The organism is Chitinophaga sp. (assembly GCF_035538455.1).
Taxonomy (GTDB): Bacteria; Bacteroidota; Bacteroidia; order Chitinophagales; family Chitinophagaceae; genus Chitinophaga.
This window is the reverse complement of the sequence record NZ_DATLKJ010000136.1, coordinates 118,926-141,392: the sequence shown is the minus strand read 5'-3', so window position 1 is coordinate 141,392 and position 22,467 is coordinate 118,926. Positions and strand designations below refer to the sequence as shown.

The following is a 22,467-nucleotide window of genomic DNA, read 5'->3' as shown; positions in this document are numbered from 1 at the left end:
CAATGAAAACGGCTGAAAGGTTTACCACTATATCTATCTGAAGTTGGGTTTTACAGCCAAAATCTTTAATTTAAGAGGATAAATAAATCCGCCCATTACCTATAACGTATGTCACAACCAATCTCTCTGATCCGTACTATTTTCCTGACAGGCCTGCTTGCCGGCACCCTTGATATCCTGTCGGCCTGTACCCAATACTTTATTAAGACGGGGAAACACTTTTCCGGTGTACTCACCTTTGTGGCCAGCGGTGTTTTCGGTCAAGATGCCTTTACGGGCAACCCGGTCATGCCCTGGCTTGGACTGCTGTTCCATTACTGCATTGCAATGACCTGGACGGTTGTCTTCTTTTTGTTTTACCGGTATCTGCCAGCAGACCTCAAAAAAAGGCCGTTGCTTACGGGCCCGCTGTATGGTCTCTGCGTATGGTTGTTCATGAGCTTCGTGGTCATCCCGAACAGTCATGTGCCGCATGGAAATATGCGGTTAGTCAGCGCCCTTATCGGCCTGGCCATCATCATGGTGATGATCGGATTACCGATAGTCATATCGGCCACGCGATATTATTCACGCAGCACTAACAGCTAACAGCTGTTAGCTGTCAGTACTTTTGAATTAGATTTGCAGTGTGAAAGAAAATGCCGTGCATATAGAGTTGCTTGACCAGCAATACTTCGCCAGCCAGTACCGGTTCATGATGCCATCGCCGGATCTGGCGCCGCATGTGCTTTTCTACTGGATGCTTGATCTCCGGCATAGCGATCTGCAGCAGGACGAGTACCAGGAACTGCTCCTGGCCAACATGTATTCTTCGCTGGTGCTCAACCTCGGTGCGCCTTTCGACATCTACGACCGGGAGCAGCATTGTCTGCACGTATGTGCCGGCAGTGAAGTGATCGGTTATCATGCCGCGCCTGTCTCCTACCACCACCGCTCCAACAATTTCCTGGTAGGCATCAAGTTCAAGCCGGCCTCTCTGAATTATCTCTTCAGGATTAGAGGCACTGATATATACCAACAGGTACTACCAGCTGCCGATGTACTGCATCATATACGGCAGCTGGAAAGCGCCGTATATGATGCGAAAGAACTTCCTGCTATCAAAGCGTTGCTGGAAGATTTTCTCCGGCAGCATACTACCCTACCCGTTGACCGGCACTCCGCCTATGTATTGCAATCACTCAACGGTCCTGCCTTACAGCAATGCGGCTATCAATTGAAGAAGCTGGCCTCCCTCCTGTACCTGTCGCCCCGCACATTGGAACGCTACTTCTCTGATCTGCTGGGTATCAGTCCCAAGAAGTGTCTTTCCATCATCCGGTTCCGTGAAGCTGCCACGCAGTATGCCCTGCATGGTTATAAAGCTGACTGGGAAGAGCTGGGGTACCACGACTTCTCCCACTTCCGCAAGGAATGGAAAAAGCAGTTTATATAATGTCGCGTTTTTACACCACTTCTTAATCTCTGCTCCACTAAGTTTGTTGCCACATTAAATTAAGGCAACGTTATGTATCCCACACACCGAGAGAATCTCTGCAAACAGCTGCCCAATGGCGCTGTAGCCATACTCACCGCCAACGATATTATGCCGACCAACGGTGATGGCACCATGCGTTATATTCCCAACGTAAACTTGTACTATCTCACAGGCATACACGAAGAAGATGCCATGCTGATACTGTGTCCGCATCATCCTGATCCTTCCCTGCGGGAAATTCTATTCATTAAACGCGTAGACCAGCTGTTTGTAAAATGGCTGGGCAAGCGGCTCAATAAAGCGGAGGCAGCTGCGGTCTCCGGTATTTCCACTGTATATTATGCAGATGAATTCCATACCTGCTTAAAAAAGATTATCCCCTTATGCGATGCTATCTATCTCAACAAGGATGAGCATATGCGCTCCGAAAACCTTACCCAGACAAGGGAAGACCGCCTGCTGCAGGAGCTGAAACAGCTTTATCCGCTGCACCGTTATGAGCGGCTTTACCCTATTCTTGCCAGACTACGTGCAGCCAAAACGCCAGGAGAAATTGAACTGTTCAGAAAAGCCTGTGATATTACGGAAACCGGCTTCCGCCGCCTGCTAAAAACTGTAAAGCCGGGTAAATCCGGCTTGCAGGTGGCCGGAGAGCTGATACATGAATATATGCAGCACAACGCCACCTGGTCCGGCTATGAGGCGATAGTGGCGTCAGGTCCGGATACCTGCATCCTGCATTCCCGCGCCAGCGAAAAGATCATCCACGACGGGGAACTCGTACTCATTGATGCTGCGGCCAGCTGGCAATACTACAATGCAGACCTCACCCGCACCATTCCTGCCAATGGGCGCTTCACGGCGCGCCAGCGGCAATACTACGATGCGGTACTACGCGTGCATAAGCAATTGCGTCAGCACGTTCGTGCAGGCGTTCCTGTTACTGAGATCTGGAAAGCCTCCAATGAGTTGTTACTCGGAGAATTATCCGGGTTGGGGCTGTGCAGTGCGGAAGACATCCGCAGGAATGGCGCCTCTTATTACCTGGATAAACATTGTTACCACAATGTTGCTCACTTCCTGGGGCTTGACGTGCATGATACCGGTTACTTTTATGAACCATTACCCGCAGGCGCTATTATTTCCAACGAGCCAGGTATTTACAATGAGGAGGAAGGTATAGGCGTGAGAATTGAAAACGACCTGCTGGTAACTGCTACCGGCTACGAAGACCTGATGGAGCATATTCCAAGAGAAGCGGAGGAAATAGAAGAACTGATGAATATTTAGGTATGTAGTTATTTAGGTATTTAGGTATTTAAAATGCAGCGGAGAATATGTTTTGTTTATTTTTTTATATTGACCAAACACTATCTCTGCTGCATTTTAAATACCTAAATAACTACATACCTAAATTCCTAAATGCCTAATCCGAATTCTTCCAGTGCTTTCAGGGTGCTGCTGTAGTCTTTATGACAGATACCGTTAATGCCTAAGCCACGCGCTACTTCTACGAACATGGAGCGATCGTCTATATACACTACTTCTCCGGGAGTGACCTGGGCTATATCGAGCGCAATGCGGTAAATATCAGCATCTGGTTTGCGCATATGTACGAAGCAGGAAGAAATGAAGAAGTCAGCAAAATTGCCGATACCAAACTGCCGGATACGATGTTCATTCAGTTCGCGTCCCTCATTATTCACGATTGCAATTTTCAGCTGGTGTTTGTTCTTCAGGGTACGTATCAGCTCTATCATTTCAGGATAGGCAGCTGACTGCGCGAACATAAACTCTTTGAACTGTGTTTTTGTAAAATTCCTGTCCTGGTAGAACACCACCCTGTTCAGGTATTCATCTAATGTCAGCTTACCTTCCTCGTAGGTGTCGAAGGTGAGGTGGTGCCGTTCATCCGTTTCCAGTGCATCCAGGCCGAAAGTTTGTACAGCCTGCTTACGTGCGTTTCTGTCCCACCCGTTGGTGAGGAGTACGCCGCCAATGTCCAGGAATAAGGTGGTGATAGCCGCCTTTGTTTTTTGTGCTTGCATGATTCTTCTGATTATCTCTATTAATTATCGTTTTTTCTTTCTTTCCTTTATTTCCTGTATATAACCGTTGAAGCTGATGGGCTGGCGGCTATTACTGGTTACCTGGAGGGAGCCGTATCCATCATCAAAAACGGTGAGGTTCATAGATTGTACATCCTGGTCTTTGGGCTTGATGGCTATTTCCCATCCGCCTTTCTTACGGGGAGTGTTTGTATAATCGAAACTTTTGGTTTTAAAATCGAGCGGCGATTTGGTAGCGCCGTATACGGCTGTAAAGGCGCGTCCAAAATAAGGAAGATAGCTGACAATTGAATCAGCGGTTACCGTTAAGTGATAATCGGGCGTGATCTGCCTTACCCTTCCACTCATAGGCAATGCGCTCTGCGCCACAAAAACATATTTGCGCGCCTCTATCAACGACTTAATCTTCGCCGCAGCTTCCGCCTTCTTCTGGGCTTTTGTTTCCTGGGCGTATGCGCCCGTTACCGTCATGACAACTATAGAAAGGATAAGTCCCGCTTTAATGACCAATGAGCTTTTCATAATGAGTGATTTACGTTTGAGATAGTACAAATATCGTACTCTTATAGTAAGCTACATTTTTTTGTGCATCCTGCCAAGTAGCAGCATTGTAAAAGAAGATGATGTAATTTCACCACTCAGATTTTAAAATCCGAGACCATGCCTAACCCTTATTTCTCGTTACTGAAGACCGCCTGGACCTATGCGCGTAAAGAACGCAAAAAATATCTGCTGGTATACATCATGTTTGTATTTGCGAATATCTTCTTTTCGCTGAATCCAGTGTTGTTCGGGTGGTTCATCGGGAAGATACAGCGCGACCCGGATCATCTTATGGATACGACGTTGATGTTTGTAGCAGGATATATGGGGCTGAAACTGCTGGAATGGGCCTTCCACGGGCCTGCGCGCGTACTGGAAAGGCAGCTGGCTTTTAATCTCAGCCGTAACTTTTTACAGGAGCGGTATCACCAGGCGCTGCACCTTCCGGTAAAATGGCACCAGGATAATCACAGCGGTGCGGTTATTAACCGTATACGCAAAGCATATGAGGCGCTCCGTCAATTCTTTGAACATGGTTTCATGTACATTCATGCTTTGTCGAAGCTGGTATTCTCTATGGGCGCCATGCTGTACTTCTCTCCGCTATTCGGCGCCATAGGCATTGTACTGGGTGTTTTCTGTATATGGATTGTATTGAAGTTCGACAAGCCTTTCATAGAAACCCTGGACCAGATCAATGAAGGAGAGCATGTGGTTTCAGCAACGTTGTTCGATAGTCTTTCCAATATCATGACGGTGATAACACTGCGACTGGAAAAGAGCATGGAAAGCGGGTTACTGGCCAAAGTAGCGAAGATATGGCCGCCGTTCCGCCGCAACACGGTAGTGAATGAATGGAAATGGTTTGTAGCAGATGTGATGGTTACACTCATTTACTGCGTGGTGGCCGCTGGTTATGTCATTCAGCACCGGGAGCCCGGAGCGGTGTTCTATGTAGGGGGGCTGGTAATGCTGCTGGGCTATGTAAACCAGTTCACCAGCGTGTTTCACGATGTGGCATGGCAGTACACTGATATTGTACAATACAATACTTCCGTGGAAACGGCCAAGAATATCAGCGATGCCTATACGAATCATCACCGGCCCGATGCAGCGCCTGAAATGCCTGCCTCCTGGAGCAAGGTGATGCTGAACGATCTCAGCTTCTCGCATCTTCCCACTTATGATGATTCACATGCGCCGCAAAGTTTGCACCAGCTGAACATTGAAATAGGCCGGGGTAAGAGGATTGCGCTGATAGGTGAAAGCGGCAGCGGCAAGAGCACGTTGCTCTCTATTCTCAGGGGCCTTTACGAGCCAGAAGATACTACAATCCTTTCCATAGATGGCCAGCCTTTTCCGCTGGCAACACTCAACGAATCAGTGACCCTGTTCCCGCAGGAACCGGAGATTTTCGAAAACACCATTGAGTACAACGTTACGCTTGGTCTTCCATTTACACAGGAAGAGATCATGGAGGTATGCGGAAGCGCACACTTTACCGAGGTGATAGCTATGCTGCCTGACGGGCTGGCATCAGACATCCGCGAGAAAGGCGTGAACCTCTCCGGGGGCCAGAAACAACGGCTGGCGCTTGCACGCGGCATACTGGCCGCACGTGGCAGCGAAGTGATATTACTGGATGAACCGACCAGCAGCGTGGACCCGAAGACGGAGGCGATGATCTACGCCGGGATGTTCAAGGCTTTCTCGAATAAAGCGATCATCTCTTCCATGCACCGCCTTCATCTCCTGCCGCAGTTTGATCATATCTATGTACTGCAACAGGGCCGTGTTGTAGCGGAAGGCAACTTCGCATATCTCCGCAACAACAGCCCGATATTCCAGGAGTTATGGAAGCACCAGGAAAACAAATAAGTTTTTTATCTGATATTTGATTATCATTGCAGCCGCTTTTTTCATCCGGGTCTTGTTTCGCCTAAAACTATCCTTACTATGAAACAATATGCAAAAGATTTCTCTGTACGACTTAAAGCGCAAACTGAGAACGAGTCAGGACCCGGACGAAATCATCACCTACCTCCGATTCAACCTATCTGCCTTTACCCGGGAAGAACGCTCTGCGTTGCTGTGCGACTTACTGGAATACCAGGACATCTTTTTTGAAGCAGCGGAGCTACTGATTGAAGAAGGTGGTGCAGATATTCATTATCAAAAAGAAGGCGTAATTCCGGTGATCTTCTGCGCGGTGGGCGCCAACAAACCCATGGCCGTGGAATATGCACTGAAGAAGGGCGCCAGCCTGAACATCACCAGCGGGGATTATCTTTTTGCCATTGCCTACATATTCCGGCATTACCGCCTGGCGGCTATCACTGATATGCTGCTGATCCTGATTGCACACAACATTCATTTCAACTTTGTACTCGACAGCCTGGAAACACCGTTGATGCTGGCGACACGTTATAATACCAATCGTGAGGTTACAGCATATTTACTCTCAGAGCAAGTAAGCAAATATGTTTATGATGAGGACGGATTTACGGCTATTCATTATGTGCCTTTTGCCAAAGCGCCTAATCTCTATAAGATCATGATTACCTCGGTAGCCGACATACAGGTAACGCCCCGGTTTGCCACCAGTATGGAACCGGTGCCGGACTGTGTGATCAAGGTGGCGGAGTACAATACATTCGAAGAGTTTATTCATGAGGCGTTGCAGGCTTTCCTGGAAAACCGTCACCGGATGTATGACGATATTTTTGAGAAATATTATTACCGGCTGCTGCTGATCGCAGAGCATATTTCCATGATCAAGGCAAAGGCAGGGCTATAAGAAGTTTCCGGTAACTGATTGGTTTTTGCAGGATATTGAAAAGAATTTGTATTTTAATGTCAAAGACACCTATTCAGAAAACCTTAAAACAACCAAAATGTTAGCTACGCTTACAACCCTTGCCGTACTTTTTTTTGTTGCTCATGTGTACCTGCTCTTTACATCATTCGGAAAGAAAGGTTTCCAGAAAACAAAGTACCTCTGGTCGCACATCACCTTGTGGATTACCGGTATCATTGCCAGTGTGCTCACTATGCTGTATGCCGGAAAATCGGTTTCCGGCGTGATCGATGTTTTTGATACCCCCGCGAAATCTGCGCTCCTGATTGTGCTGGCGCTGGCATTGTCATTGATTGCACACAGCATTGTGAAAATGCTGGTACTGCCGAAGTATACGAGGATTTAGGGGTGATATTGTCTGAACTGTGATTTTTATGATTTGATTGATTATTATGATAAGCGAAGATTATGTAGAAGATTATGTAGAAGATTATGTAGACGATTATGTAGACGATTATGAAAATAGCAGATAATAAACTTCGTTCATCAGGATAATCAATCAAATCATAAAAATCACAGTTCAGACATTTTCGACACGCTTATATTTACTTTTTTATTACCAGTCCTTGTCCCGGTACATACTTATCGTACTCCATGGTACGGGCGATGTGCATAGCGGCTTCTTCACCTTTTAAAGTGGCTACCAGGTGCAATGCACCGTCAATGCCGGCGGATATACCAGCCGTGGTGATTACTTTTCCATTATCTACAAAACGTACGTCAGATAATACTTTGGTGGAAGGCAACAATTTCCGCAGGTCATCAATGGCGGCGTGGAATGTTGTGGCAGTCTGGTTGTCGAGGAGCCCGGCTTTACCAATGATAAAGGCGCCGGTGCATACGGAGAAGAAAGTACGTGTATCTTTGCTGCGCGATTTAATCCAGCTGATCACTTCCGGATCGTTGGCTGAAACGTCTGCATCACCTCCAAAAAATGCCAGTATATCAGCATGCGGGGCATCTTCAATGCTATAATCGGGAATGATTTTCAGGATGCGTTGCGAAACAACAGGCTCTTTTTTCTTTGCTATCGTAAATACTTTGAAACCTGCATAGGAAAATACTTCCATAGGGCCGGCGAAGTCGAGGACTTCCACACCGTCGTATAAATAAAAGCCGATAGTCATGTTGCTGTTTTTTGATAGTTCGGGATTGTACCTGATCAGTTCCATATTGCAATGCGGGCATTTCCCTGGCTGATCAAACAGGAGGGTATCGCATGGACCACAGGGAGGGCATACATATTTTGTTTGTTTTGGCTGTGCGAAAGCGGTGAGGCTTAGTAGGAAAAGTACAAATGGCAGTAATGATTTCATGGAAAAAGGTTTTTTTTTCTTCCACAAAGCTAAACAGGGCTACCATTACAAAAGAGGACAAGTATGCGCAGAATCGGGACGGTTATGCGGGCATTCTGCCCAGGATGCGTCTTAGCTGGTTAGGGCTGTTGAATCCGCATTCTTTGGCCACCCAGGCTACCTTATGAGATGACTGTAACAGGCGCCGGGCTTTTTCGCGGCGGAGATTTTCTGTGTATTGTCCTATTGTGAGGCCGGTGGCGGCTTTGAAGAGGCGGGTGAGATTACGGGGGCTCATATAAACCTGTTCTGCCAATGTTGTGACGGGCAGTTTTTGATGGAGGTGATGAATGATGTAGTCCTGTACCTGGTGGACCTGGTAATTCACATGCTGCCGGTTCTGCAGATAGATACTGTGTTGTGGCGCGTTTCCATCCCGGCGGATATAGACGACCAGTTCTTTTGCCAGCTGGCAGGCAAAGGCGGCGCCATGTCTTTCTTCCATGAGGTACAGTGCGAGATCAATACCGGTGGCTATGCCTGCGCTGGTATAGATGTTCCCGCTTTTCACAAACAGCCGGCTTTCGTCTACTTTGAGCCGGGGATATTCCTGCTGTAACCTGCCAGTATATTTCCAGTGGGTTGTACATTCCTTACCATCCAGCATGCCAGCGGCAGCCAGTGCAAAGGCTCCGGTACAGACGGTGCAGACAGTTGCGCCGGCGGCGGCGGCATCCTGTAACCATTTCATCCACAGATGATCTTCCTCCCTGTTCCAGCGTTGCAGGTCCATACCGGGTACCATGACGATATCGGTTGCTGTTACTGTCACCGCAGCGGGAGGTTCCAGTGAAGCAAAACTTATTCCTGCGGAGCTTCCCGGGTGGGTAGAAATGCTTACAAACCTAAGCCCGTAGGGCACTCCATAGGTACCGGCCTCATAAAAAACCTGTGCCGCCCCTGCGAAATCCAGTAAATGGACGCCGTCAAACAGAAAAAAAATTACGCGATTGCCGATCATCTTCCTAAATTAGTATATTAGTTGATAAAAGTTTACGAGAGGACACATGAACAGAAAAGATATCTGGAGATATAAGTCTTTGGAGCAATTGGAAAACAAAAGTTGGGAACCCGCTACAGATAAGGATACCGTACTTGCCAAACGTTGCATCGCTTTAAGCAAGATCCCAGTCATCAAGTTAACCGCAAGTGATTTAAGGGTGTTAATAGGTCAGTCTTTTAACCCGGACTACCTGGTGCCCCTGGCTATCGAAAAGCTTAAAGATGACGTAATGGTAGAAGCAGACCTGTATCCTGGCGATCTGTTGAAGAATGTACTTAACGTACCACCTACATTCTGGGAAGCACACCAGGATCTGCATGCAGACCTGAAGTTGCTGATGCGTGGCAGGTCAGTGGAGATCGAAACTGAAATAGACCTGCCGCAGTACTGGCAACGGTGATCTGTTGGCAACAACCGGTTATCCCTCAAAATCAAAAAGTGATAATTGCCCTGGATTATTAGGCTTATCGGTATGTAATACCGTATCTCCGAAGTTAGACAACGTTATACCCAACAAACGTATTTTCTTGTCTTCAGGCCCGGTGGCCGCCAGCAGTTGTTTGGCGGTTCTGAGAATTGTTTCTATGTCCCCTACCGGATGGGGGAACGACTGGTTGCGGGTGATCTGCCTGAAATCGCTGTATTTGATTTTCAGCGTAATGGTACGCCCTTTCAGGTTATAGCGCTGTAGCCTTGTGTGCACGGTACGGGCGATTTTTTCCAGCTCCTCATGCATATCATCGACGACTGTAAGATCATAGGGAAATGTATCTTCGGCGCCAAGCGATTTTGTTTCGCGGTGCGGCTGCACCTCGCGGTCGTCTATGCCCCTTACTATCTGGTAGTAGAAAGTACCTGTTTTTCCGAAATAATTCTTCAGCTCCTGCTCCGACAACTTCTTAAGATCGGCCCCGGTATACAATCCCATCTTCTTCATTTTGTCGGCGGTTACTTTTCCCACGCCGTAAAACTTCTCTACCGGCAGTTGTTCCATGAATGCAGCGATTGCCGAAGGCCCGATAAAAGTAAGTCCGTCAGGTTTGTTGAGATCAGATGCGATCTTGGCAACAAACTTATTGATGGATACGCCTGCAGATGCGGTGAGCTGTAATTCGCTGCGGATAGCTTCTTTGATCAGCTTTGCTATTTCAATGGCGGAACCTATTCCCTGTTTATCTGTCGTTACATCGAGGTAGGCCTCATCCAGCGACAATGGCTCTACCAGGTCTGTATATCTTGCAAAGATCTCCCGGATATGCCGCGACGCTTCCTTATACACATCAAACCGCGGACGTACGAAGATCAGCTCCGGGCACAGCTGCTGCGCTCTCTTTGATGGCATCGCAGAGCGGACGCCAAATTTCCGTGCCTCATAGCTGGCAGTGGCCACTACTCCCCCACGTCCTTCCGGCGAGCCACCCACAGCGATAGCCTTACCGCGGTAAAGCGGGTTGTCACGCTGCTCTACAGACGCATAAAATGCATCCATATCGATGTGAATGATTTTCCGATGATTTTTCTTCTCCTCCATGGCTACTGCAAAGGTACGGCGCAAATGTCTGAACTGTGATTTATGTGATTAGTTTGATTGTGCTGATGAGCGAAGATTATTGAGGAGATAGTAAATTATAAAATCGAAAGGCCCATTTAGTATCAATGCTAAATGGGCCTTTCGATTTTATCTTCGCTTATCAGTATAATCAAACTAATCACATAAATCATAGTTCAGACTACTTCACTGGCTTGATCCAATAACTGTAACGGTTATCCGCAAAAGGAATGCGGTATTGTTCCATTGGCCTGGATCCCCAGCTGTCAATACCTTGCACGCCTGATTGCTGCAGATCGATATGCATATAGATCTCGTTACGCGGTACCAGTTCGCCTGAGTGGTATTGTTTTTTTTCTGCTTCGGGATCGAGATCATCGAGGTTGTAGGGCAGTGCAGAGAAATTCAGCAGGCTGTCTGCGTATTCAAAGCGCAGTCCTTTGCCTTTTGCATTGGTAACGCTTACCCAGCGCACGTCAGCCTTGTTGCCACTTTCCTGCGGGCGTGCATAAGGAAAGTACTGGTTGCTCACAGATTGCTGCCAGCGTCCTACGAAAGATGCCGTCTTTCTATCCCAGTAGTTCTCCCAGGGACCACGGCCATAGAAGTTCAGCTGATTGAGTGCTTTGTTCAGTATAACGTCGTTGCCTACACGGAGTAACAAGGGATACTTGCCTTTTACAGCCCGTAACTGGTTTTCTACTTTTATTGCGCCATCTGCATGGATATTGAAAGTCTGTGTTACTACAGCATCGCCGTTAACGACTTCTTTCTTCATGGTAACGGTGTAGCCTTCCGGTGTTTTGGTTACGCTGGCGTCCAGCAGCTTACCATCGGAGTAAGCGTTGCGCCATCCGCGCAGGGAGTTGTTAAAGCCAGCGCCTATATCGTTGTCTGTAGGAGCGCGCCAGAAAGCAGGCTGCGGGCCATTCTCCAACAGCTGTTCTCCCTGCAGCGTGTAGCTGCTGAGTATTCCTTTTTTCAGATCAAAAGCGATGCTGAAGCCGTTGCCGTTGATAGTAGCTTTACCCGGGGCTTCCTGCAGGCTTAATTGTCCTTTGCTATTGTTGTTCAGAACGGGTGAGCCGGCCTGTAAACTGAACTGTTCGGCAGCTATGTCAAATCCGGCAGGCAGGAAAGGTTCTGCTTTCTTTAAGGCGTAACGGATATTGAGGAAATATTCTTTTCCTGCGCTGAGTTTTGTTTTAGCCGGGATGCTGATCTCCGCTGATGCCTGCGGTGCTGCGGGGATATTGGCGATGCTTCCTTTTTCCACTACTTTGCCATCTTCCAGTATTTCCCAGTTGAGCTGATAGTTGGAGAGATCACGGAAGAAGTAACCGTTGCGCACCGTCAGGCGGTTGCCCGCGTTGTAGCTGGTTTTGATATGCTGGTATACCTTCTTCACTTCTATAGCCATTGGCGTCAGGCCGCGATGCGCAGTTACCACGCCTTTCACACAGAAGTTGTTGTCGCTGAAGTTCTCATCCACGGGGCCGCTCAGCGGGAAGTCGCCGCCATAGGCGAGGATACGTTTTCCGTTTTTAACGGTATCGATGCCCTGGTCTATCCACTCCCAGATGAAACCGCCCTGGAGGTACGGATTATTTTCAATGGCAGTCCAGTATTCCTGGAAGTTACCCAAACTGTTGCCCATGATATGCGCGTATTCGCTCATGATCAGCGGACGGTCAGGGTTACGTTTTGAATATCTTACGAGCCAGTTGGGATCGGGGTATTGCGGTACGATCATGTCTGTGTTGTAGTCATGTTCTGCACGTTCGTATTGTACGGGGCGGGTGTCATGCGTTTTCAGCCAGTCGTAGGCTTCGTAGAAGTTGGTACCGTTACCTGCTTCATTTCCCAGGGACCAGGTGATCACGGCAGGGTGGTTCTTATCGCGCTCATACATCCTGAAGATTCTTTCCAGGTGGGGCATACGCCATTGCTTGTCATTTGCCAGCGTATGTTCAAGATCATAATAGCGTCCATGCGATTCAATATTTGCTTCGTCGATCACGTAAAGGCCGTATTCGTCGCACAGCTCCATCCAGTACGGATCGGGCGGATAGTGGGAATGGCGGACAGCATTTACATTGAGCTGTTTCATCATTTCCATGTCCTTGCGCATATCGTCTTTTGTGAGCGTATGGCCCTGTGTGGCGTTGTGCTCATGCCTGTTCACACCTTTGAGGAATACGCGTTTGCCATTCACCAGGAAGTTGCGGTCCTTCAGCTCGATGGAACGGAAGCCGACCCGCTGCGGAATTACTTCCAGCACCTCTCCTTTCTTATTCTTCAGCGTAATATAGAGTGTGTACAGGTAGGGCGTTTCAGCCGACCAGGCGTGTACGTTGGGTATTTCTTTGTTGAAGCTGATATTGGTTTTATAATTACCAAGTACTCTCATTACGTCGGAAGTTTCTTCCTTCAGAACGGTTTTGCCATCAGCATCTACCAGTTCAACCGCCACAGCGAATGTATCCGGCTTGCTGTGCAGGGTATGTTTGTCGATACGGTAGTTGCTGATCTCCGCATCCATACCGAATACGCCATTGGTATATGACTTATCCAATGTGGACGTGATCTTGAAATCACGCACATCCAATAACGGGGTAGCATATACGTAAACTTCCCGCTCAATACCGGAGATACGCCACATATCCTGGCATTCGAGATAGGAGCCGTCGCTCCAGCGGTATACCTGGAGTGCGACCAGGTTCTCTCCCGGCTTCAGGTAGCGGGTAATATCAAATTCTGCCGCCAGTTTGCTGTCTTCGCTGTAACCTACTTTCTGTCCGTTTATCCAGATAAAGAAAGCGGATTTTACGGCGCCCAGATGTATGAATACCTGCCTGCCGTCCCAGTTCTGCGGGATATTGAATTTTTTGCGGTAGGAGCCTACCGGGTTATTGTTTGCGGGTATATCGTACGGAGGCGTTAATGCGCCGCCCATTTTAGCGCGACCGGTGAATTCGTAAGGATGATTGACGTAGATGGGCAGGCCGTAACCGTTCACTTCCCAGTTGGCGGGTACTTTAAAGTTATCCCAGCCGGCGTCATTGAAATCAGTTTTGTAGAAGTCTATGGGTCTTTTACGCGGGTCCTGCACCCAGTTAAACTTCCACTGTCCGTTGAGCGACAGGAAATACTGTGACCTTTCTTTTTCGCGTTGTTTTGCCAGCGGCAGCGATTCGTAGGCGAATGAAGATGCGCGCATCGGCATCCTGTTAACAGATACCACTTCCGGCGTCTGCAGTTCGGAGGGCAGTTCCTGCGTCCACCCGTTCAGCGTACAGGCGGTGAGGGCAATAGCTAATAATTTTTTTTTCATTGTTCTCTCAAAAAAGTGTTACGTGTGTCTGTGCTTCGGGATCTGGAGGATGAATAAGCGTATAAAGAACGGTTATTTTTCAATAAGATGCAGAAAAATATGAGGAACGGGGAGGTAAAGATTTTGGAATTTTGGGATTATTTGATTTTGGGATTATTTGATTTTGGAATTTTGGAATTATTTGATTTTGGGATTATTTGATTTTGGAATTTTGAAATTATTTGATTTTGGAATTTCAAATGCGGCGAAGATTGTGTTTTGCTTTACCAGAAAAAAAGATGATGATCTCCCGAGCATTTAAAATTCCAAAATCAAATAATCCCAAAATCACTCAATGGTGTTTTGCTTTACCAGAAAAAAAGATGATGATCTCCCGGGCATTTAAAATTCAAAAATCAAATAATCCCAAAATCACCCAATAGTAATATCGTCCATCATAATCAGTAAATCATCTATCGGGATGGTGAAGCAGTCATTGTATTTTTATAGCGTACAATGAAAATGAGATGAGCTTCCTTTCCACGTTCAGGATCACGAGTATCCTTTCCTTAATAATAGCCGGCGTTTTGATTACGGCCTGTAATTCCCGTAGGCGGGTTGACTTCAGCATGGAAGTAAAGCCGATACTGAACAGGCATTGCATCAGCTGCCATGGTGGCGTAAAGCAAAACGGCGGCTTCAGTGTGCTTTTCCGCGAAGAGGCGCTGGGCAAAACGAAATCCGGTAAACCGGCTATAGTACCCGGGCACCCGGAAGAGAGTGAGTTTATCCGGCGTCTTACCTGTAAAGACCCCAAAGAGCGTATGCCACAGAAAGGCGAGCCGCTCACTGCAGCCGAAGTTGATATTCTCACACGATGGGTGAAACAGGGGGCTGAATGGGGCCAGCACTGGGCCTATGTGCCATTACATCCCGTGGAGGTACCTGATATTTCCATCAGCAACGGCAATGATATAGACCGCTTTGTACAGGAGCGGCTCAAAAAGGAGGGGCTGAAACCCGCACCGGAAGCCGCAAAAATGGATCTGTTGCGCCGTGTGAGCCTGGATCTTACCGGACTGCCGCCAGATACCAATATGGTTCGTTCTTATGCTGCTGATAACAGCCCGCAGGCATATGAAAAGCTGGTCGATACCCTTCTGGCGTCTTCACATTACGGCGAGCGCTGGGCTGCCATGTGGCTGGATCTTGCGCGGTATTCAGATACCAAAGGATATGAGCGCGACCCGACCCGCAACATCTGGCGGTACCGTGACTGGGTGATAGATGCCTTCAACAGTAATATGCCGTATGATAGCTTCACCATTGCACAGCTGGCCGGTGATCTGCTACCGCAGCCTACTCAGGCGCAGGTGATAGCTACAGCCTTTCACCGCAATACCATGACCAATGATGAGGGCGGCACGCAGGATGAGGAATTCCGCACGGCCGCAGTTATGGACCGGATAAATACCACCATGGAAGTATGGCAAGGTACCACAATAGCCTGCGTACAATGCCACAGCCACCCTTACGACCCATTCCGCTTCGAAGATTATTATAAACTGCTGGCCTTCTTCAACAATACCCGTGATGAAGACACACACATGGAGCATCCCAAGCTTCGCTTATATGACAGCGTAGGCACCACTGAAGTAAGGGCTGTAGCTTCCTGGATGCAGCAGTATGGTAATACAGCACAGCAACAGGATGTACAGGAACTGATGCAGTTCCTGGAACCGAAAGTGCACGCCCATAACTGCGACGACTACACGAATGGCGCGCTGGTGGACACCAAATACCTGGGCATACGCCCCAACGGCAGTTGCCGGTTGCCGCAGCAGCTGCTTGATAACAGAACGCAGCTGCTCATGAACTACTGGACCGGCAGCCAGGGAGGAAGCGTAGAGTTCAGGCTCGACAGCCTGCATGGCCCGGTTATCATCCGGCAGCAGCTGGCTCCTACCAATGGCCGCCAGGTAGTAGCGATGCCGGTTCCGCCTGTCAATGGCATACATGATCTCTACCTGGTATTCCGCAATCCGTCTCTCAAGCCCAACGACAATGTATGCATGGTAGAGTGGTTTGCCTTCCGGGATGATCTGCCGGGGAAAGGACAGCCCGGCTACGATAACATCAATAAAACATTACTCACGCTATTGAACAAGAATCCGGAAGACGTGCCGGTGATGGTCGAAAATCCATCTTTCATGCATCGCGCCACGCATGTATTTGAGCGGGGCAACTGGATGGTGAAAGGAAAAATTGTGCATCCTGATGTGCCGCGTTCACTTAATCCATATCCAGCCGGGGCGCCCAAGAACCGCCTGGGGTTTGCCAGGTGGCTGGTAGCTCCCCAGAACCCGCTTACCGCCAGGATTATGGTGAACAGGCTGTGGGAACAACTCTTTGGTACAGGCATCGTGGAGACCGCAGAAGACTTTGGATCACAGGGCTTCCCGCCATCTCATCCCGCGTTGCTGGACTGGCTTGCATACCGCTTCATGCATGATCATCGCTGGAATGTAAAAGCGATACTGAAAGATATGGTGATGTCTGCCGCGTACAGACAGGATGCCGCGGCGTCACCGGAGCTGCGGGAGAAAGATCCCGCTAACCGCCTGCTGGCCAGGGGGCCGCATTTCAGGCTTACTTCCGAAGAAGTACGGGATCAGGCGCTGGCAGTAAGCGGGTTACTGAATGAGAAGATGCATGGTCCTGGTGTGATGCCTTACCAGCCTGAAGGCGTATGGCAAAGCGTGTGGAGCGGCGAGTACTGGAAACAGGCTACTGACGGCAATCAATACCGGCGTGCACTATACATCTTCCATAAACGTACCAGTCCTTACCCTTCACTCATATCATTTGACGGCTCGAGCAGGGAGGTGTGCCTGCAACGCCGTATCCGTACCAATACGCCGCTGCAGGCGCTGGTGACGCTGAACGATCCTGTGTATACCGAAACGGCGCGGTATCTGGCCCGGCATATGCAACAAAACGGTGGCAATGATCCCGCAGCGTGTATCCGTTGGGGTTATCAGACCGCTATGTTCCGGCAGCTGCCACCAACAAAACTGGCGGCACTGCAAAAGCTCTACCAACAAGCATTACAACAATATAAAAAGGATGAATGCGCAGCAGAGGAGCTACTGCAATGCAAAGAAAGACCTGCCCGGATGGCAGAACTGGCTGCGCTTACTGTGGTAGCCAACGCTATTATGAACCTGGATGAATTTCTGACTAAATCATAATTGATACCCATGCACGAAAAATTGATCAGAGAGGCGAATGAAGAAACGCTGCGGTATATTACCCGCCGGCATTTTCTGCTCGATTGTGTTACAGGGCTGGGCGCTGCTGCACTCGGCTCGTTCCTTACCAGTTGCGGCAACAACAGTGCGGCAGCATCGCCGCTGGCGAACCTCAAAGGAGATCCGATGGCGCCGCGGGCGCCGCATTTCCCAGCGCGGGCTAAAAGTGTGATATACTTACATATGGCAGGCGCGCCTTCACAACTGGAGCTGTTCGACTATAAACCGGAGTTGCAGAAGCTGCATAACCAGTTATGTCCGCCTTCCCTGCTTGCAGGAAAACAGTTTGCATTTATACGCGGCGTTCCTAAAATGCTGGGACCGCAGGCGGAGTTCCGTCAGCGCGGACAGTCGGGTGCGTGGATCTCAGAACACCTGCCGCATTTCGCAACCATGGCTGATGATGTGAGTTTCCTGAAAGCGGTGCAGACGGACCAATTCAATCATGGACCTGCACAACTGCTGATGCAGACAGGCAGCGCAAGGCTGGGACGGCCCAGCACCGGCTCATGGGTTACTTATGGACTGGGTACAGAAAACAGTAACCTTCCTGGTTTTGTGGTGCTCACCTCTGGCGGTAAGACACCTGATGCCGGCAAGAGCGTGTGGGGCAGCGGCTTTTTGCCGTCTGTATACCAGGGCGTGCAATGCCGTACCAAAGGAGAGCCGGTGTTGTTTCTCGACGATCCGCAGGGCATGAGCCGCGATCTGCGCAAGCAATCCATTGATGCTATTAATGATATTAACAGGCAGGAGTACCAGACCTTCGGCGATCCGGAAACAGTGGCCCGCATTGCACAATATGAACTGGCTTACAGAATGCAGATTTCCGTGCCGGAAGTGATGAACATTAACGATGAACCTGCTTATATACATGAGATGTATGGCACCAAACCCGGACAGGAATCGTTTGCCAACAACTGTCTGCTGGCACGTAAGCTGGTGGAGAAAGGCGTTCGCTTTGTACAGTTGTACGACTGGGGCTGGGACAGTCATGGTACGGATGAAAATCTTGCTATTGACTATGGTTTCCGTAATAAATGCCGCGAGATTGACCGTCCTATTACTGCTTTGTTGCAGGACCTTAAACAACGGGGGCTGCTGGATGAGACGCTGGTGATATGGGGTGGTGAATTCGGCCGTACGCCAATGCAGGAAAACCGTGATGGTAAGGACCTTCCCTTCCTGGGCCGTGATCATCATGTGGAAGCATTTACGATGTGGATGGCGGGAGCAGGCATCAGGAAAGGGTTTTCCTGGGGTGAGACAGATGAGATAGGATATGCAGCCATCAAAGGAAAGGTGGCTATCAACGATATTCATGCCACTATCCTGCAACAGCTGGGCTTTGATCACGAAAAGCTCACTTACCAGTTCCAGGGCCGTCCGTTCAGGCTTACAGACGTTGGCGGTAAAGTGATCACACCTATTCTAAGCTAAAAAACAACTATGCATTCAGACAGAAGAAATTTCCTGAAACAATCAGCCATTATCGGATCAGCCCTGTGCCTTCCTTCCCTGCCAGCTTTTGCCGCTGCCCCTGTATCGCATGCAGCAGCCGGTTTCCGTCTTATTATCCTGGCGACCAACTGGGGCTACAATGGTAGTATTGACCAGTTCTGCGCCGACGCCAAACAAGCCGGATATGATGGCATTGAATTATGGTGGCCTACTGAAAAGGCTGAGCAGGATGCATTATTTGCCGCGCTGGCGAAACATGGCCTGGAAGTGGGTTATCTCTGTGCCGGTTCTGACCGCGACTATGTGAAACATGCACACCAGTTCGAAACGGCACTGGAAGCAGCTACCAGTAAGCATTCACAGCAGCCGCTATATATTAACTGCCATTCGGGAAGAGATTACTTTACAACAGAACAGAACCTGGGATTGATAGATCTTGCAGCACGTATCAGTAAAAAAAGTGGCGTACCTGTTTATCATGAAACGCATCGTTCGCGGATGATGTTTGCAGCGCATATCACGCGGCAGTTTCTGGAGGCAAGGCCGGAGCTCAGGCTTACGCTGGACATCTCCCACTGGTGTAATGTACATGAATCCTTATTGCAGGATCAGCCGGAAACAGTGGCCAAAGCCCTGCAACGCGCCTCTCATATACACGCACGTATAGGTCATGCAGAAGGTCCGCAGGTAAACGATCCCAGGGCGCCTGAGTGGGCCTCTGCTGTGAAAGCACATTTCAGCTGGTGGGATGAAGTAGTGCGCCTGCACCAGACTGCGGGCAGGCCACTGACTATACTCACAGAATTCGGCCCCGTGAATTACCTGCCAGCATTGCCTTACACCCGGCAGCCTGTTGCCAATCAATGGGAGATTAACGTTTATATGATGAACCAGCTCAGACAACGCTACAGTAAATAACAACATGGAGTTAACAGCAGACACCGGCAGCTGGTCGGGATGGATCGGGAGATCGCATCCGCTGATCGTGCACCTGCCGATAGGTATTTTGTTTATCGCTTTTATTTTGATGATATTAACGCGGGGTGACCGCAGGCCGGGCCTGAAAGCCGCGCTGAATCCGGTGTTGCTGGCGGCGGCATTGTCGGCGGTAGCCAGTTGTATTGCGGGTTACCTGCTTTCATTGGGTGGCGGTTATGATGAACGCGTGCTTACTACTCATCAATGGCTGGGGATAGGCGTTGCCGTTATCAGCCTCGTACTGTATGTGGTGGAGAGGAGGAATCCTGCTGCCACATGGCGGCTGCCTCTTTTTATTATCATGTTGCTGCTGCTCACGGCGGCGGGGCATTACGGCGGCTCGCTGACGCATGGCGACGACTATCTCACGCAGGCGATGCCAGCTTCCCTACGCAAACTTACCGGAACGGCTACACGTAATGATAATGCCACCACCTATACGAATATACAGGATGCCCGGGTGTATGAAGACCTTGTTGTACCGGTATTGTCGGCCCGTTGTTACGGCTGCCACAATGCGCAGAAGCTGAAAGGCGGGCTACGGCTGGAATCGATCGCGCTGATCAGGCGCGGCGGAGAACATGGCCCAGTGCTGAAGGACAGTCTGCCGGAAGAAAGCGAATTATACAAACGGCTGATACTCCCAGAAAACGACGAACACCGTATGCCGCCTAAAGGGAAGCCCACGCTTACACCACAGGAGCTGGAGCTGCTGTACTGGTGGATTGCGCAGGGTGCGCCCGCAGGCAGGAAAGTAAAAGAGCTGCCGGCTCCGCCCCGCGTGCGGGCTGTACTGGCAGGCATGGAACCGGCAGGCGTCAAAGACCATAATGAGTTTGTACCAGCAGCGGCAACGGCACAACTCAATGGCAAAGCTGTGCAGGCATTGGTTGCCAGAGGTGTGAAAGTATTGCCCGTAGCGGCAGACAACAACTACACGGCAGTGAGCTGTGTGAATGCTCCCGGGTTTAGTGACAAGGATATGGCCCTGCTGCTGCCGTTGAAAGAACAGCTGATCTGGCTGGATCTCTCGGGTACCCAGATTACTGACGAGGCATTTAATACGTTGGCGGAACTGAAGCAGCTTACGCGGCTCGACATCAGGAATACACAGGTAAAAGGTATACAGCTGGCGCGTTTGTCGGCCTGCGCTATGCTGCGTTACCTGAACCTCAGCGGTGCTCCGGTGTCTGATACTGCTTTATCGTCTCTCTCAAAAAATAAAAAACTGCAACAGCTATATCTTTATCAGACCGGCGCTAAACCGGCTGTTATACAACAACTCCGGCATACCAACCCGGACCTGAAGATTGATACGGGCGGCTATCGCCTGACTATGCTGGCTTCGGATACTACGGTTTATCATAAAGCGGCTAAATAAAAAGCTGCTTTATGATCAGGTAAAGTCTCCTCCTATTCTTCATATCGTGCAGCCGCTTCCGTTATTCTGCGCCGGATGCGGGCTGCCAGGCTACGGGGCGCGAGTATTTTGATGCTTTCACCGAAGCCAAGTATTTCTCTTTCCAGTTCAAAGTTGGGAATCACCTGAATGCTGAACACCAGTCCGTCTTTATCATTCTTTAATACCTGCTGGGAGTGATGCAGCGGTTTGGTGAGGATATAGGGCGCATCCTTGCTGTTGATCTGCAACACGACTTTCTGCGGTACATCTTTCTCTGACCTGGTAACACCTACGAGGTCTGCGTAGTAGGCTTCAAAATCGGGGCCGGTATATGGCAAGTATTTTTCCCTGGGTAGCTCGTGAAAGCTGACGATTCTGTCGAGCGCCATGGTGAGCAGGTGTGGTGCGCCTTTCTGTTTTACGATCAGGAACCAGCGGTTGCGGTACTCTTTGAGCAGATAGGGATAGCAGATATGCTCCTGTGACTTTGCTGCTTTGAAGGACTTATATTCTATGAGTAGCGCCTTGCGTTGGAGGGCAGCCTGATAGAGGCCGTTCAGATGCTCCAGGCCGCGCAGGCTGCGATTGTTTTCAAACTGAATACAGTTGTTATGTTCGTGAGAAGATTGATACAGATTGTTCTCCAGGCGGGCAATCATCTCGCTCATATCTTCAAAATAACTGAAGCCGTTGAATTGCTTCAGCATCGCTACGATTTCCTTCATCTTTCCCAGGTCGGTGTCATTCATGGGGGTGTTGGTAATACTATAGGAAGGGTCACTGTAGGAGTAATATTTGCGCTCCGTTACCACAATGGGCGCGTTGTATCCCAATGTGTTGCTGCGCATCAGTTGTATATCTGCCTGGATGGTGCGTCTGCTTACGCCTGAAGTAATGCCTTCTGTTTCGTACAGTACTTCCGCTGTTTTATCTATGAGGTCTTCCAGCGTCCATTTGCGGCGGCGGTTGCGCAGGCAGGCATCAATTGTTTTATATCGTATCAGGGCAAGTTTGTTGACAGACATCTTATCTATTTTTCCACAACAAAAATAGCATCTACGCATTACATCTGCGTACTTATCTTTCAGAGAAAATATTTATCCTCCTAAGGCACTAAAAATCAGTATATTAAAAAATAATTCGAGAAAA

Annotated in this window: 18 protein-coding genes; 11 read left to right on the top strand and 7 right to left on the bottom strand. The window is 49.1% G+C overall.

What is annotated here, in order from left to right; translation table 11 throughout:
• The first annotated feature begins 108 nt into the window (after nt 1-108).
• The 3 genes from VM802_RS16430 to VM802_RS16420 all read left to right on the top strand — a co-directional run bounded on the left by VM802_RS16430 (nt 109) and on the right by VM802_RS16420 (nt 2,767).
• Nucleotides 109-588 (top strand): hypothetical protein, encoded by a 480-nt coding sequence (locus VM802_RS16430; protein ID WP_325532406.1) that lies wholly within the window; start codon nt 109-111, stop codon nt 586-588.
• A gap of 40 nt (nt 589-628) precedes the next feature.
• Nucleotides 629-1,435 carry a DUF6597 domain-containing transcriptional factor gene (locus VM802_RS16425; RefSeq protein WP_325532404.1) on the top strand — a complete coding sequence of 269 codons (807 nt, stop codon included), beginning with the start codon at nt 629-631 and terminating at the stop codon, nt 1,433-1,435.
• Between the two features lie 72 nt (nt 1,436-1,507).
• Nucleotides 1,508-2,767: an aminopeptidase P N-terminal domain-containing protein gene (locus tag VM802_RS16420; protein ID WP_325532403.1), complete on the top strand. Its 1,260-nt coding sequence runs from the start codon at nt 1,508-1,510 to the stop codon at nt 2,765-2,767.
• A 128-nt stretch (nt 2,768-2,895) separates the two neighbouring features.
• Here the strand turns inward: VM802_RS16420 and VM802_RS16415 are convergent, their stop codons facing one another.
• Complete coding sequence (locus VM802_RS16415) at nt 2,896-3,525, bottom strand: HAD family hydrolase (protein ID WP_325532401.1); 630 nt, start codon at nt 3,523-3,525, stop codon at nt 2,896-2,898.
• A 24-nt stretch (nt 3,526-3,549) separates the two neighbouring features.
• Entirely contained in the window at nt 3,550-4,068 is a 519-nt protein-coding gene (locus tag VM802_RS16410) for a DUF4251 domain-containing protein (RefSeq protein ID WP_325532399.1), read from the bottom strand.
• Nucleotides 4,069-4,206: 138 nt separating this feature from the next.
• Between VM802_RS16410 and VM802_RS16405 the strand changes: the two genes are divergently transcribed.
• The 3 genes from VM802_RS16405 (at nt 4,207) to VM802_RS16395 (ending at nt 7,292) form a co-directional block, all read left to right on the top strand.
• The gene (locus tag VM802_RS16405) at nt 4,207-5,967 is read left to right on the top strand and encodes an ABC transporter ATP-binding protein (RefSeq protein WP_325532397.1); all 1,761 of its coding nucleotides are present in this window, start codon (nt 4,207-4,209) and stop codon (nt 5,965-5,967) included.
• An 88-nt stretch (nt 5,968-6,055) separates the two neighbouring features.
• Nucleotides 6,056-6,886: an ankyrin repeat domain-containing protein gene (locus VM802_RS16400; protein WP_325532395.1), complete on the top strand. Its 831-nt coding sequence runs from the start codon at nt 6,056-6,058 to the stop codon at nt 6,884-6,886.
• 97 nt (nt 6,887-6,983) lie between these two features.
• Nucleotides 6,984-7,292, top strand: coding sequence for a hypothetical protein (locus tag VM802_RS16395; RefSeq protein ID WP_325532393.1), 309 nt, complete (start codon nt 6,984-6,986; stop codon nt 7,290-7,292).
• A gap of 199 nt (nt 7,293-7,491) precedes the next feature.
• On the opposite strand, the gene VM802_RS16390 is transcribed toward VM802_RS16395, so the two are convergent.
• Together VM802_RS16390 and VM802_RS16385 are read right to left on the bottom strand one after the other, a co-directional pair.
• On the bottom strand, nt 7,492-8,262 hold the full coding sequence (locus tag VM802_RS16390; RefSeq protein ID WP_325532391.1) for a DJ-1/PfpI family protein: 771 nt from the start codon (nt 8,260-8,262) through the stop codon (nt 7,492-7,494).
• A gap of 82 nt (nt 8,263-8,344) precedes the next feature.
• The gene (locus VM802_RS16385) at nt 8,345-9,262 is read right to left on the bottom strand and encodes a GlxA family transcriptional regulator (RefSeq protein ID WP_325532389.1); all 918 of its coding nucleotides are present in this window, start codon (nt 9,260-9,262) and stop codon (nt 8,345-8,347) included.
• Between the two features lie 46 nt (nt 9,263-9,308).
• Between VM802_RS16385 and VM802_RS16380 the strand changes: the two genes are divergently transcribed.
• Nucleotides 9,309-9,704 carry a contact-dependent growth inhibition system immunity protein gene (locus VM802_RS16380; protein WP_325532387.1) on the top strand — a complete coding sequence of 132 codons (396 nt, stop codon included), beginning with the start codon at nt 9,309-9,311 and terminating at the stop codon, nt 9,702-9,704.
• An 18-nt stretch (nt 9,705-9,722) separates the two neighbouring features.
• Here the strand turns inward: VM802_RS16380 and dinB are convergent, their stop codons facing one another.
• Both dinB and lacZ read right to left on the bottom strand, forming a co-directional pair.
• Nucleotides 9,723-10,859 (bottom strand): DNA polymerase IV, encoded by a 1,137-nt coding sequence (gene dinB / locus VM802_RS16375; protein ID WP_325532385.1) that lies wholly within the window; start codon nt 10,857-10,859, stop codon nt 9,723-9,725.
• Between the two features lie 175 nt (nt 10,860-11,034).
• Entirely contained in the window at nt 11,035-14,187 is a 3,153-nt protein-coding gene (gene lacZ, locus VM802_RS16370) for a beta-galactosidase, LacZ type (RefSeq protein WP_325532383.1), read from the bottom strand.
• 506 nt (nt 14,188-14,693) lie between these two features.
• On the opposite strand from lacZ, the gene VM802_RS16365 reads away from it, so the two are divergent.
• The 4 genes from VM802_RS16365 to VM802_RS16350 are packed head-to-tail and all read left to right on the top strand — an operon-like array spanning nt 14,694 to nt 21,297.
• On the top strand, nt 14,694-17,417 hold the full coding sequence (locus tag VM802_RS16365) for a DUF1553 domain-containing protein (RefSeq protein ID WP_325532381.1): 2,724 nt from the start codon (nt 14,694-14,696) through the stop codon (nt 17,415-17,417).
• Between the two features lie 9 nt (nt 17,418-17,426).
• A complete protein-coding gene (locus VM802_RS16360) occupies nt 17,427-18,917 on the top strand; it encodes a DUF1501 domain-containing protein (protein WP_325532379.1) in 1,491 nt (496 codons plus the stop codon).
• Between the two features lie 9 nt (nt 18,918-18,926).
• Nucleotides 18,927-19,856, top strand: a complete 930-nt coding sequence (locus VM802_RS16355) for a sugar phosphate isomerase/epimerase family protein (protein ID WP_325532377.1) — start codon at nt 18,927-18,929, stop codon at nt 19,854-19,856.
• Nucleotides 19,857-19,860: 4 nt separating this feature from the next.
• Nucleotides 19,861-21,297, top strand: a complete 1,437-nt coding sequence (locus VM802_RS16350; protein ID WP_325532375.1) for a c-type cytochrome domain-containing protein — start codon at nt 19,861-19,863, stop codon at nt 21,295-21,297.
• A 32-nt stretch (nt 21,298-21,329) separates the two neighbouring features.
• Here VM802_RS16350 and VM802_RS16345 read toward each other — a convergent pair whose 3' ends face one another.
• Nucleotides 21,330-22,343 (bottom strand): helix-turn-helix transcriptional regulator, encoded by a 1,014-nt coding sequence (locus tag VM802_RS16345; RefSeq protein ID WP_325532373.1) that lies wholly within the window; start codon nt 22,341-22,343, stop codon nt 21,330-21,332.
• Nucleotides 22,344-22,467 lie beyond the last annotated feature (124 nt).